Raw genomic sequence first — 14,021 nt, forward strand, 5'->3', positions numbered from 1 at the left:
AACATATATATTGCCGGGCTACTTTGATACAATTTTAACATTACCAAATTTTAGCTCTGTCTTCAGGCTTTTTATACATCTTGTCGCCGGGTTGAACGTTGAAAGCCTTGTACCAGGCATCAATGTTGGTTAACGGCGCGTTGGTACGATGCTCCTCCGGAGAGTGTGGGTCCGTAAGGATGCGCTGCGCGGCGGTTTCAGCCAACTGCTTGCTGCGCCATACTTGCGCCCACGACAGGAAGAAACGCTGATCGGGCGTAAAACCGTCAATCTTTTCGCCGCTTTGGCCCTGCTTGGTTTTCTTCCACGCATCATAAGCGATGCTTAGTCCGCCCAAATCAGCAAGGTTTTCGCCAAGGGTAAGGCGACCGTTTACGTGCATGGTATCTAACACGGTAAGGGCATTGTATTGCTCCACCACCTTATCGCTGCGTTGCTTGAATTTGTCGGCATCGGCGGCAGTCCACCAGTCGCGCAGAGTGCCGTCGGCATCATACTTACGGCCCTGGTCGTCAAATCCGTGAGTGATCTCGTGCCCGATAACCGCGCCAATGCCACCGTAGTTAATGGCATCATCAGCCTTAAAATCAAAGAATGGAAAGCGGAGGATACCTGCCGGGAAAACGATCTCATTATTTACCGAGTTGTAGTAAGCGTTTACGGTCGGCGGTGTCATCCCCCAGCGGGTTTTGTCAACCGGTTTACCCAGGCGTGTCACCATATAGTTATATCGCCATATTGAAATATTGCGCAAGTTACCGGCATAATCATTACGGTTGATGTTCAGGCCATCATAAGTTTGCCATTTATCCGGATAACCTATTTTAACCGTAAAGGCATTCAGCTTTTTAAGGGCGCGCGCCTTGGTTTCGTCGCTCATCCAATCCAGGTTTTTAATGTGCTCGGCGTAGGCCACTTTCAGGTTGTTCACCAGCTTTTCCATATACTGTTTTGCCGCAGCCGGGAAATACTTATCTACGTAAAGTTGACCTAACAACTCACCCAGGCTGCCATCAACCAAAGCAGACATGCGCTCGCTACGCGGCGCCTGTACCTTTTGGCCACTAAGCACCTTGTTAAACTCAAAGTTTGCCTTTACAAACGGCGAGCTTAATGATCCTGCCGCGCCTTTAAGCACGTTCCATTTCAGGTACACCTTTATGTCCGCAATCGGGGTGGCGGTCAGTAATGAATCAACCGTCTTCATAAATGCCGGGTTTGATACCAGCATAGAATCCTGTCCCGGGGTTTTCAGCTTTGGCAGCAAGGCAACCCAATTTAAGTTAGGTGTAGTTTTACTAAAATCGGCAACCGTAAACTTGTTATAGGTAGCGTTCGGGTCGCGCATGGCTACGCGGGTTAGCTGGGCATTGGCCAGAGTTTTTTCTATTTGCCAGATAGATTCGGCGTTTTTTTCCGCGGCATCAGCGGCAACACCGGTTAAACTGAAAAGTTCAACAATATATTTTTTATATGCTTCCTGAATTTTCTGGCTACGGGCGTCGTTCTTCAGGTAATAATCACGATCAGGCAACGTAGTTCCGCCCTGGCCAAGGCTTACAATGTATTTAGTTGGATTTTTTGAATCCTGCCCTACACCAAAACCAAATAGCGGACTACCCAAACCATTAACACGCTGAAAAACCAGTTCGTTAATAACACCCTGTACAGAGGCAATTTTATCAATACGTTTCAGGTCAGTTTTTATAGGCGTGTACCCTTTCCTTTCAATAGCGATGCTGTCCATTGCGCTGGCATATAAATCGCCGGTGCGTTGTTTTACGCTACCCTTTGGATGATTACTTTGCTTGCTTACCTCATCCAGTATGCTGATCATGTTATCTGTACTCTCCTGCCTCAGCATAATAAAGCTGCCCCAGCGGGTTTGCTTGGCGGGTATTTCGTTACGTTTTACCCAGCCGCCGTTGGCATATTCAAAAAAGTCATCACCGGGTTTAACGGCGGTGTCCATATTGTCGGTATCAATAAATTTTTGAGGCTGATTATTGCCGCCGCTTTGGGCAAACGTGGCAGAGGAAGCGCATAGCAATGCAGGGAGTGCTAAACTCAGGTACTTTAATTTCATCTGTGGTCAGTTGTTGTGAAATTAAAGTTATGCAAATGCTATTTAATTATGCAATTGCGGTTACCGGTTAAACCAGTTGATCAGGAACTCAAGCCCTGACTTTTTTAACATCTCGTGTACAAACCTGTTGAACGACAGTGCTTTCATGTTAATCAAAACTTATGTATTGTATATAACTGCGTAATTGTAAAAATATTGTGCGGGTGTTAGTCCATAGTCAATGGACCATAGACCATGGTGCTTTGAAAGTCGTTTGAATAATATCTATCAGCAACTATGGACTATGGTCCATAGACTATTGACTAAAAACAAATGACAATAACCGAAGGATTATTATTTTTGCGCACTATGAGTAAATATCAGCCACAGGAATTTGAAGATAAATGGTATAGCTACTGGTTGCAGCAGCAGTTTTTTAAATCGGTACCCGACGAACGCGAGCCTTACACTATTGTAATACCGCCGCCAAACGTTACCGGTGTGCTGCACATGGGCCACATGCTTAACAATACCATTCAGGATGTGCTGATACGCCGCGCCCGCATGAAAGGCAAAAACGCCTGCTGGGTACCGGGTACTGACCACGCCAGCATTGCCACCGAGGCTAAGGTGGTGGCCATGCTCAAAGATAAAGGCATCAGCAAAAAAGACCTCACCCGCGACGAATTTTTAAAATACGCCTGGGAGTGGAAAGAAAAATACGGCGGCATCATACTCGAGCAGCTTAAAAAACTGGGCGCATCATGCGATTGGGACCGCACCGCCTTTACCATGGACCCGCACATGAGCGAGGCCGTTATTGATACTTTTATCAATCTGTACAAAAAAGGCTGGATATACCGCGGTGTACGTATGGTTAACTGGGACCCTCAAGGCAAAACCGCCGTTAGTGACGAGGAAGTTATCCGCAAAGAGGTAAATCAGAAACTTTATTACATCAACTACAAAGTAGTTGGGTCCGAAAGTCAGAAAGACGGAAAGACCGAAAGTCACGAAGATGAAAAGCCGCAGGTTGTAATTGGTGATGATGAAAAGCAAGAAGTACTTGCGGTTCAAGACGAGCTACTTCCGGACTTACCGACTCCCGTACTTACGGACTCTAAAGACTACTTAACCATCGCCACCACCCGCCCTGAAACCATTATGGCGGATAGCGCGATTTGCATCAACCCGAATGATGAGCGTTACACGCACCTGCATGGCAAAAAGGTGTTAATACCGCTTATTAACCGCGAGATACCGGTTATACTGGATGAGTATGTGGATATGGAGTTTGGTACCGGTTGCTTAAAGGTTACCCCGGCGCACGATTTGAATGACTACCAGCTTGGCCAGAAACACAACCTGCAGGTTATTGATATTTTAAATAACGACGGTACGCTGAACGAAAGCGCGCAGATATTGGTTGGTATAGACCGCTTTGCCGCCCGTAAAAAGATAGCGGTGATGCTTGAAGAAGCCGGATCATTAGCTAAAACAGAAGATTATAAATCGCAGATAGGTTTTTCGGAACGTACCGACGCCGTTATCGAACCCAAGCTATCTATGCAGTGGTTCTGCAAAATGAGCGAGATGGCCAAATCAGCGCTTGATGTGGTAGTGAATGGTGAAGTAAAGCTGATTCCCGAAAAGTTTATCAACACCTACCGCCACTGGATGGAGAACGTGAAAGACTGGAACATCAGTCGCCAGCTTTGGTGGGGCCAACGCATACCGGCCTGGTACAATGAGAAGAATGAATGGGTGGTTGCCAAAACCGAAGAGGAAGCAAAAGCTGAATTTGAAAAGGCAGGCTTAACCTATACCGAACTGCGCCAGGAAGACGATGTGGTTGATACCTGGTTCTCGTCGTGGTTATGGCCAATATCGGTATTCAACGGTATTGCCGAGCCTGGTAACGAGGAAATAAACTACTACTACCCTACCAATGATCTGGTAACCGCACCCGAGATTTTATTCTTTTGGGTAGCACGGATGATTATGGCGGGTTTGGAATGGCGCCAGGAAGTGCCGTTCCGCAACGTATACCTTACCGGTATTGTGCGCGATAAGTTGGGCCGCAAAATGTCCAAATCATTAGGCAACTCGCCCGACCCATTGGACCTTATTGAGAAATACGGTGCCGACGGCGTGCGTATAGGCATGCTGCGCTCATCACCTGCCGGTAACGATTTGATGTTCGACGAGGAGCATTGCAAATGGGGCAGCAGCTTTGGCAACAAAATATGGAATGCCTTTTTGTTAGTTAAAGGCTGGGAAGTTGATGATAGCCTGGAATGCCCTAACAACATTGCCATTGAGTGGTTTAAAAGCCGCTTTAACCAGGCCCTGGTTGAAATTGAAGATAATTTTGGGCAATACCGCCTGTCAGAAGCGTTGATGAGCACCTATAAACTGGTTTGGGATGATTTCTGCGCGTGGTACCTGGAAATGATAAAGCCAGCCTATCAAAAACCTATTGACCGCCATACGTATAATGTTACCATCAGCTATTTTGAAGATATTTTGAAATTGCTGCATCCGTTTATGCCGTTCATCACCGAGGAGTTGTGGCATGATAAATTGTTTGGCGAACGTGGGGAAAAAGATTGCTGCATTGTGGCGCAAATGCCTGCAAATGGGGAAGTAAATACACAGCTGATTAGTGACATTGATGTAGTAATATCAATTATAGGGCAAGTACGAAATGTGCGAAGCAAAAATCAGCTATCACCCAAAGAAAGTTTACAACTTTCAGGAAAAATAAACTCAGGTATTGACTACAGCCATTACATCGGCGTAATCCAAAAGCTTGCCAACGTTAGCGAGTTCAGTTTTGTTGATGCCAAGGTTAACGGCGCGGTAGCCTTTATGGCCTACACCGACGAATTTTTTGTACCGCTTGAGTTAAATATTGATGTTGAAACCGAAAAGAAACGTCTTGAAGATGATAAGGTATATCTTACAGGTTTCCTTAAATCCGTAAATGCCAAGCTAAGTAATGAAAAATTTGTCGCCAACGCCAAGCCCGAAATCGTTGAAAACGAGCAGCGCAAAAAGGCCGATGCCGAGGCCAAGCTGGCCGTGGTAGAGGCAAGCCTTGCAGCTTTGGCTAACTAATTGCATATATAATTAATCGGAGACGGGTTTACCCCATCCGTCTCCGATTTTTTTGAACGCATAGTATCCATGAGCAACCGGCCCGGTTTTTTAAATTTTTCGCTGAAACGAATTTTGCACAACGAGCAATCCCTGCTCGATCAGGCACGTATTAAGTTACTTTATTACGGCCTCATATTCGTGATGGTGTCCATGTTGCTATTGCTGGCCAGCGTTAATTATAGAAGCCAGCCGGCCATCGTTATTTCATCAACCGTATTGCTTATTAGTGTGGCAGGTATGTTTAAGTACCTTACCTATAAGCCGGATTGGGCTACCATATCGCACGGTATGCTGATCATAGGCACGCTTATCAACCTCGAAAACGTTTTTATTACCCTGCAGGATGTGAACATGATCACCGTACAGATCGTCACCCTGATCGTGCTGTTCTCCTTTTACATGCTGGGCCATAAGTGGGGTATATTTTATTCGCTGGCCAACCTGTTGCCTGTACTCAGCTTTTTTGTACTGCAATACGAAACAAGTTACATCATCAACTTTAAGCCCGAAAAAATTGAGCAATCAACGGTGATCATCTGCGTGTTCGCCAACTTTTTGCTTACCATATACCTCATCAGCCATTTTTACCATGCCTTCGTTATGAGCATGCGTCAACTCAGAAACGTGGGTGATGAGCAAAGCCAGCTTAATAATAAATTGGAAATGGCCATGCACAAGGCTGAAAAGTCGTCACACGCCAAGTCGGAGTTTTTGTCGACCATGTCGCATGAGATACGCACGCCGCTAAATGCGGTTATCGGCATGACGAACCTGCTCCTCATGAACCAGCCGCGGCAGGATCAGAAAGAGAATCTGGATATCCTTAAATTTTCTGCATCCAACCTGCTCTCCATCGTGAACGATGTACTTGATTTTAATAAGATAGAATCGGGTAAGGTATCGTTTGAAAGCATACGCATCAATTTACCCGAGCTGCTTAATAACATTTGCGGCGGCTTTACCCTCAAGGCCGAAGAAAAAGGCTTGCTCTTTAAGTTGGATATTGATAGCCGCCTACGCAACAAAGTGTTTTTTGGCGACCCAACCCGCATCACCCAGATTATTTTTAACCTGGTAAGCAATGCCATTAAGTTTACTCAACAGGGAAACGTTTGGGTACGCGCCACTTGTATTGAGGACAGGCATAATACCAGCACCGTACTGTTTTCGGTAAAGGATACCGGTATAGGCATCGCTCCAAACAATCTCGAAGCGATATTTGAACCCTTCGCGCAGGAAAATATTACGGTTACGCGCCAGTACGGCGGCACAGGCCTGGGTCTGGCCATTGTGAAGCGATTGTTGGAACTGCAGGGCTTGCAATTAAACGTTAACAGTAAACCGGGTGTAGGTTCGGAGTTCTCTTTCCAGATGCAGTTTGACGTATCAACCGAGGTAGCCGAGCCGGTGGAAACGCCTAACCCGGTGCCCGACGCTAACGACCTCAGCCACCTGCAAGTTTTAATAGCCGAGGATAACATGGTGAACGTAATGCTGATGAAAAAGCTGCTCTCCAAATGGAAGATTGTACCCACCATTGCCGAGAACGGCGCGCTGGCCGTACAGAAATTACAATATGGTAATTTCGATATCGTGCTGATGGATTTGCAAATGCCCGTTATGGACGGCTTTGAGGCAGCGCGCGAAATACGCAAACTTGCTGACCCTAAAAAATCAGGCACTCCTATTATAGCCCTTACCGCATCGGCCTTGTTTGATATACAGGAGCAGGTATATGCGTCGGGCATGAACAACTACGTATCAAAACCATTTAAGCCGGAAGACCTGTTTGAAAAGATGCAGAACCTGGTATCAGTAGCCAGCTAAAGCTCATTAAACCCCGGCAGATCGGGGATGAACCGGTAGCTCCCTGCCTCATGATCCACCGTGCAATAATAGTGGTTTAAACCATTAGTAACCGCCAGCAAGCTTACCTTGTGTGCCATATTATAACGCGCAATCTGGTCAAACACTTTCTGATCAATTGCTACCGACGGTGCTTTGCATTCCACCATTAAAATGCGCGCTCCGTCGCGGTTAAACACCACAATATCAGTACGGCGGCTCATGCCATTCAGTTTAAGGCCACCTTCTAACCGCATCAAAGCTTTTGGGTATTGCTTTTGGTTGATGAGGTATTGTACAAAATGCTGCCGCACCCACTCCTCGGGCGTTATGATGATGTGCTTCTTGCGCAACTCATCAAACAGGGTAAGCTGCCCGTTAGCTTCGGTAATTTTAAATGGGTATGGCGGCAGGGCCAGCGGTTGCAGCAAACTCATATATCAGGTACACACAAAAATTTAGCGCCGCAAGGTACAAAAACCTTTAAAGTTATTTAAAATGCCGACGTAGCAGCCTCGGCTTTGCCATTTGTAATGCTTAATTTTGACGCTACGATATGACTGCTACTGATATTTTAAAGGACCTTAAAAATCGAAAGTTCAAGCCCCTGTACCTGCTGCATGGCGAGGAGCCTTATTATATCGACCTGATTAGCAACTATATTGAGCACAACGCGCTGCCCGCCGCTGAACGCGGCTTTAACCAAACCGTACTATACGGCAAGGATACCGACATCATGACCGTGCTTAACGCCGCCAAGCGTTACCCCATGATGGCCGACCACCAGGTGGTACTGGTAAAAGAGGCGCAGGAAATGAAGTGGGGTAAGGATGATGACGACAAAAAGCATATTAACCCGCTGCTGGCCTACCTTGAAAACCCGCTGCCGAGCACCATACTGGTGTTTTGCTACAAGTACAGCAAGTTTGATAAGCGCAAAAAAACCTATAAGGCAATAGACAAGAACGGGCTGGTATTTGAGTCCGCCAGTTTGTATGACAATAAGATACCCGGCTGGATAGAGGGTTTTGTACAGGAGAAAGGCTACCGCGCTAATCAGCAGGCTACCAATATGCTGGCCGAATACTTGGGTAACGACCTGTCCAAAATTGCCAACGAGCTGGAAAAGCTGATGCTGAACGTGCCGCGGGGCGAAGAAATTACGCTAAAACATATTCAGGATAACATCGGCATCAGCAAGGAGTATAATGTATTTGAATTACAGGCTGCGCTTGGTAAAAAAGATGTGCTGAAAACCAACCAGATCATCAACTACTTTGAGGCCAACCCCAAGGCCAACCCTATTGTGCTGCTGTTTGGCAACCTGAACAACTACTTTAGCAAGGTGCTGGTTTACCATTACGTAAAGGATAAAACCCCGCAAAACCTGGCCAAAGAAATGGGCGTGAACCCCTATTTTGTAAAGGATTACGAGCAAGCCGCCCGCAATTACAATTTTGCCAAAACCATGCAGATCATCGGCCTGCTGCGCGAGTACGACCTCAAAAGCAAAGGCGTAGAATCAAATTTGCCCCCGGGTGAGTTAATGCGGGAGTTGATGTTTAAGATTTTGCATTGAAAAGATCAAGCTCTTTTGCCTAAATTACTAAAAGTAAGATTAGGGAAAAAGCCAAGCATAATATTACTATCTTGACCTCTGTACAAATTATCTGATAAATAAAGCTTTACAAGGTTATTTAACATCAACATAGGTTCAATAGAATTACTTTTGAGAGATACATAGAGAACCAAAACTTTAAGCTTTGTAAGTGTTGTTAGAAAGTCTAACGTATCCATTTTAACACGTGGACTGTTAACACTACCTGTTATAACTAAACTTTCAAGCCAAACCAATTTGCCTAAAACGGAATAATCCGTGATGCCCTTTGTATTTTCAAGCTCCAATGATTGCAAAAAGTTCAATTTATTTAAACCATTAAGTTTAAGTAATCCGGGCGTTGACCCAAGATGAAGATGCTTTAGCTTAAACAGGTTATCGATAGGTGATAGATCAGTAATCCTACTCCATTTTATATAGAGGCCTTCCAGGTTGGGCATTTTACAAATAGATTCGAAAAATTCCTGATCTATTTGATGCTCCACGAATAAATATTTTACATTAAACAATTTTGGCAACGTCATTTTCCAGGCATTTCGTAATTCCTTCATTCTGGACGGGCTTAGTGAACGTATTTCGTTATTCAACCTTGATGTCGAAATTGAAAGCCATTCTGTATCGTATATAGCTATGTCATCAATATTCAATGTTTGCCATAATGAGCTTTTAAAAGCCCATACGCCCAGTTCTATTTGTTTATCTGTTAACATATCTCTTTTTCAAGTAAGTGTTTTACTATACTTTTGCCGAATATAGATAACTTTGAATTACACATGAACTACTGGTTAGTAAAATCCGAACCGTTTAAATATAGCTGGGAAAAATTCAATGAGGATGGCCGTACCTTTTGGGATGGCGTGCGCAATTACCAGGCGCGTAACAACCTGAAAGGTATGCAAGAGGGTGATCTGGTGATGTTTTACCATAGCAACGAGGGTAAGGAGGTTGTGGGCATTGCCAAGGTGGTTAAGGAGTTTTACCAGGACCCTACAACTGATGATGCCAACTGGGTGGTGGTTGACCTGTCGCCGGTTGAGGCGCTGAAGAAACCGGTTACCCTGGAGCAGATCAAGGCCGACGAACGCCTGAAAGATATTGGGTTGATACGCCAGGGCCGCTTGTCGGTTATGTCGCTCAAACCCGAGGAGTTTGACCGTATTGTTGAATTAGGCAGCTAATATAAAACCTACACCTATGGAATTTGGCCGTGTAACTCCTGAAGCGCTTCCCGAAGTAAACTTTAAACTGAAAGAAGATCCGCCGATCACTATTGACACCTTAGCGGCCTCAAATCGCAAAGGCGATTTGCAGGTACACGTAGGTTGTGCCAAATGGGGCCGTAAGGAATGGGTAGGCAAAATATATCCGCCCAAAACCAAGGATGCCAACTTTTTGGATGAATACGTTAAGCACTTCGACTGCATTGAACTTAACGCCACCTTTTACCAGGTTTACGGTGCCGAAACCATTGCCAAATGGCGTGATAAGGCGGTTATTAACCCTGATTTCAGGTTTTGCCCTAAGTTTTCGCAAAGCATCAGCCATATCCGCCGGTTAAAGAATGCCGAAGAAATTACAACCAGCTTTTACGAGGGCATAACCGCCTTTGGCGATAAACTCGGCCCGCTGTTTTTGCAATTGAGCGATAACTTTACACCCAAGAGCTTCCCCGAATTAAAGGCATATTTGGAACACCTGCCCACTGATGTGCCGGTGTTTGTGGAGCTTCGGCATAAGGATTGGTTCGCCGTACCTGAGAATGCCGAAAAGATTTTTAACTTGTTTAAGGAACTCAATATAGGCGCGGTAATAACCGATGCCAGCGGCCGGCGCGATTGTGTGCACATGCACCTGCCTACGCCGCACGCCTTTATCCGCTTTGTGGGTAACAGCCTCGACCGTACCGACTATCTGCGGGTTGACGAGTGGATAGACCGTATTAAGCAGTGGGCCGATAAGGGGCTGCAATCCGTATGGTTTTTTATGCACCAGCATGATGAACGCTACTCGCCCGAGCTGAGCGATTATGTATCCGACCAATTCAACAAAAAATTGGGATTGAACCTGATGCGGCCCAAATTTATCGGCAAAGACAAGGGATTATTTGATTAAGCTGATTGAGGGCGTTCAACCGCCCTGCGCACCAATCTGCCTGTAAGCGCGGCAAATCCACCCAGCAAGCCACCAATAACTACCGTCACCAACAGTAAATACAGCCAGTGCGGCAGGTGGAACAGGGTAGCCATGCGGGTAGCTAAAATATTATCGTTAGGCAATGTTTTAAGCAAGGCGAATGCCAGCCAGGCCAGTCCCACCCCTGCAAACCCGGACCAGAACGCGCTGCCGCTCGTTTTGACAAAGTAAGCTACCAGCAATGCTATCGGCACGGCAACCCACCAGGGCAGGAATAAGCCACTGATGAAGGTTAGTGCGAGTATGATGGCGAATAGTAACATGATGTTTTTAATTATGTTTTTTCATTGCGAGTGATAGCAAGGAATCTGCCCGCATTCATAGCATGGCGGTAGATTTTTCCTCGTAAAACCCCTCCTAATCCTCCCCAAGGGGGAGGACTTTGAAAAGTACCTCATTACGAGGCTTAGTATCTAAAGCCCTCCCTTCGAGAGGGTTGGGGTGGGGTTACTCCCCTTTACCCGACAATGCCTCCAAATGGCGCTCTAAACTATATTCATCCGGGTACAACACATCGCGTGCCTTACTGCCTTCAAACGGGCCAACAATGCCTGCGGCTTCCAGTTGGTCAATAATACGGCCTGCACGGTTGTAGCCCAGTTTAAGCTTACGCTGTATCAGTGAGGTTGAACCTTGCTGATGCAGCACGATCAGGCGGGCGGCATCCTCAAACATCGGATCGCGGTCGTCCGGATCAAAATCTTTTGGCCCGCTGTTGTCGTCGCCATCCCCTACATATTCAGGCAGCATGTGCGCTGTTGGATAACCCCTCTGATCACCGATGTATGATGATATCTTTTCTACCTCCGGCGTATCCACAAAGGCGCACTGTAAGCGGATCAGATCACTTCCTGTTGACAGTAGCATATCACCACGACCGATCAACTGATCAGCGCCGCCTGCATCCAGGATAGTACGTGAATCGATTTTCGAGAGTACCCTGAACGCCAGCCTGGCCGGGAAGTTGGCCTTAATGGTACCGGTAATAATATTAACCGATGGCCTTTGCGTAGCAATAACCAGGTGAATACCCACCGCACGAGCCAGCTGCGCCAAACGGGCAATCGGCATCTCCACCTCTTTACCGGCGGTCATCATCAGATCGGCAAACTCGTCGACTATGAGTACAATGAATGGTAGGAAACGGTGTTTCTCCGGGTTAGGTATTTTACGGTTGATGAACTTGGCATTGTACTCCTTCAGGTTACGCACTTGCGCATCCTTTAGTAAGTCATAACGCTGATCCATCTCGATACATAGCGAGTTCAGCGTATTAATCACCTTTTTAGTATCAGTAATGATTGCGTCCGCCTCATCAGGCAATTTGGCCAAAAAGTGGCGCTCTATTTTACGGAACAGCGTTAACTCCACCTTTTTCGGGTCGACCAATACGAATTTCAACTCCGCCGGATGGCGCTTATACAGTAACGATACTAATATAGCATTGATACCAACCGACTTACCCTGACCGGTAGCACCCGCCACCAGTAAGTGAGGCATCTTGGCCAAATCGGCAATAAATACTTCGTTAGAGATAGTTTTACCCAATGCAATAGGCAGATCCATGGTGGTATTCTGAAACTTCTCAGTAGCCAGTACCGAACGCATAGATACCATTTCCGGGTGCTGGTTAGGCACCTCAATACCAATAGTACCCTTGCCCGGCATCGGCGCAATGATGCGGATGCCCAGGGCGGCGAGGCTCAGGGCGATATCGTCCTCCAGGTTCTTGATCTTGGAGATACGCACACCCGGCGCCGGGATAATCTCGTACAGTGTAACTGTTGGGCCAATGGTCGCCTTTATCTTATCTATCTCGATATTATAATGATTAAGTGTTTCAACGATCTTATTTTTATTGGCTTCGAGCTCCTCGGCATTAACAGCTATTTTGTTGGTACCGTAGTTTTCCAACAACTCCAGCGGTGGATATTTATAGCTAGCGAGGTCGAGCGTTGGGTCGAATGTACCGAACTGCTCAACCAGGTCATTCGCTTTGTCCGAGTCGCTTTTCTCAATGTTCAATACAGCCGTAGGGCGTTCTGTTTCAACAGTTAAAGGTATCTCCTCTTCTTCCTCCGGCTCATGTATTATGCGCTCGTTCACTACCGGGTCAGGCGTAAGTACTACCGTTTCGTGGAAAACAGGTACTTCCTGCACTACCGGCTGGGGTCTTACCGGCTCAGTTTTTGGCACATTAGCCGCCAGTTTATCCCGCAGCGTTCCGTGGTTATTAGCGCGTGGCCATTCCACCGGCGCTGATGGTTCTTCGTCTATCAAATCTACCGGTTCGGGCACTACATCCGGCACAGCCTCCGGCTTCACCTTTTGCTTGCGCTCCGGTAACTTAAAATCGAGGTTATAAGCAATTATCAGTACGGTTAACGCGGCAAATACCAATATCCCCAAAACGCCGGTCTGCCCTATCTGCGCTTCCAATAAGCGGTTGCTCCAAAAACCGAACTGCCCTTCCAGGTAATGCGGGGTATCCCTGATGAACGAATGAAAAAAGCCGAACGCTATTGACAAAAATACGATACAAAATAAAGTATAGGCCAGCATTTTACTTGTAGAGAACAAGCGCACCTTGAACAGCATGCGGTACCCCATCACAAAAAACACAAAAACAAACAGGAACGACGCTACGCCAAACCATTCAAAAATAAACTGGTTGGCCAGCAAGGCTCCAAATTTACCCAGCCAGTTATCAACCACCGGGTCAATATTTTTCAGGGCGAGTTCCTGCGTGGTTTTAAAGAGGTTGTCCCAGCCGCCATTGGCTTTTGATACGTAGCTCTGATCCTCCTGCCAGGTAAAGAGGTATGAGGTAAAGGCCGTTAAAAAGAATAGCGAAAGTATAAGCAGGAACAAGCCGATCACTTTTACCAGGCGGCCGTCCTTTAAATCAAAAGAAGGCAAAACTTCGGGTTTTACCTTGAATATCTTGCTTTTTTCGGGCTTACCACCTGCGGTGCGGGGCTTATTTTCGTCCCTTATAGTATTTGTTTTAAACTGATTTACTCTTGGCGGCATCTGCAATATCCTATAATAATCTTCAAATATAAAGTTAATTAGTTAACAACTTATTTGGCGGCAGTTTTTAAAATTTGTTAGAAAAACGATAATAAATTCACGCTG

The 14,021-nt window shown here is 46.2% G+C and carries 10 protein-coding genes; 5 read left to right on the plus strand and 5 right to left on the minus strand.

The features are described 5' to 3' along the window. Positions 1-40: 40 nt before the first annotated feature. Positions 41-2,086, minus strand: coding sequence for a M13 family metallopeptidase (locus tag LT679_RS06700; protein ID WP_232176686.1), 2,046 nt, complete (start codon positions 2,084-2,086; stop codon positions 41-43). Positions 2,087-2,434: 348 nt separating this feature from the next. Between LT679_RS06700 and LT679_RS06705 the strand changes: the two genes are divergently transcribed. Together LT679_RS06705 and LT679_RS06710 are read left to right on the plus strand one after the other, a co-directional pair. Next, the gene (locus LT679_RS06705; RefSeq protein WP_232176687.1) at positions 2,435-5,185 is read left to right on the plus strand and encodes a valine--tRNA ligase; all 2,751 of its coding nucleotides are present in this window, start codon (positions 2,435-2,437) and stop codon (positions 5,183-5,185) included. A gap of 69 nt (positions 5,186-5,254) precedes the next feature. After that, complete coding sequence (locus LT679_RS06710; RefSeq protein ID WP_232176688.1) at positions 5,255-7,054, plus strand: ATP-binding protein; 1,800 nt, start codon at positions 5,255-5,257, stop codon at positions 7,052-7,054. Here the strand turns inward: LT679_RS06710 and LT679_RS06715 are convergent. After that, positions 7,051-7,509, minus strand: coding sequence for a type I restriction enzyme HsdR N-terminal domain-containing protein (locus LT679_RS06715; protein ID WP_232176689.1), 459 nt, complete (start codon positions 7,507-7,509; stop codon positions 7,051-7,053). The genes LT679_RS06710 and LT679_RS06715 overlap by 4 nt on opposite strands. A 119-nt stretch (positions 7,510-7,628) precedes the next feature. Here LT679_RS06715 and holA point away from each other — a divergent pair, with 119 nt between their 5' ends. Next, on the plus strand, positions 7,629-8,651 hold the full coding sequence (holA, locus tag LT679_RS06720) for a DNA polymerase III subunit delta (protein ID WP_232176690.1): 1,023 nt from the start codon (positions 7,629-7,631) through the stop codon (positions 8,649-8,651). A gap of 5 nt (positions 8,652-8,656) precedes the next feature. Here holA and LT679_RS06725 read toward each other — a convergent pair whose 3' ends face one another. Next, entirely contained in the window at positions 8,657-9,400 is a 744-nt protein-coding gene (locus LT679_RS06725) for a leucine-rich repeat domain-containing protein (protein WP_232176691.1), read from the minus strand. A gap of 63 nt (positions 9,401-9,463) precedes the next feature. On the opposite strand from LT679_RS06725, the gene LT679_RS06730 reads away from it, so the two are divergent. Both LT679_RS06730 and LT679_RS06735 read left to right on the plus strand, forming a co-directional pair. Further along, positions 9,464-9,868, plus strand: coding sequence for an EVE domain-containing protein (locus LT679_RS06730; protein WP_232176692.1), 405 nt, complete (start codon positions 9,464-9,466; stop codon positions 9,866-9,868). Between the two features lie 16 nt (positions 9,869-9,884). Then, positions 9,885-10,802, plus strand: a complete 918-nt coding sequence (locus tag LT679_RS06735; protein WP_232176693.1) for a DUF72 domain-containing protein — start codon at positions 9,885-9,887, stop codon at positions 10,800-10,802. Here LT679_RS06735 and LT679_RS06740 read toward each other — a convergent pair. Then, the gene (locus LT679_RS06740; protein ID WP_232176694.1) at positions 10,799-11,146 is read right to left on the minus strand and encodes a hypothetical protein; all 348 of its coding nucleotides are present in this window, start codon (positions 11,144-11,146) and stop codon (positions 10,799-10,801) included. The two genes, LT679_RS06735 and LT679_RS06740, sit on opposite strands and share 4 nt — an antisense overlap. A 184-nt stretch (positions 11,147-11,330) precedes the next feature. Continuing rightward, positions 11,331-13,916, minus strand: coding sequence for an FtsK/SpoIIIE family DNA translocase (locus tag LT679_RS06745; protein ID WP_232176695.1), 2,586 nt, complete (start codon positions 13,914-13,916; stop codon positions 11,331-11,333). Between the last annotated feature and the right edge of the window lie 105 nt (positions 13,917-14,021).

Source organism: Mucilaginibacter roseus, assembly GCF_021215455.1.
In the GTDB taxonomy this organism is placed as follows: domain Bacteria; phylum Bacteroidota; class Bacteroidia; order Sphingobacteriales; family Sphingobacteriaceae; genus Mucilaginibacter; species Mucilaginibacter roseus.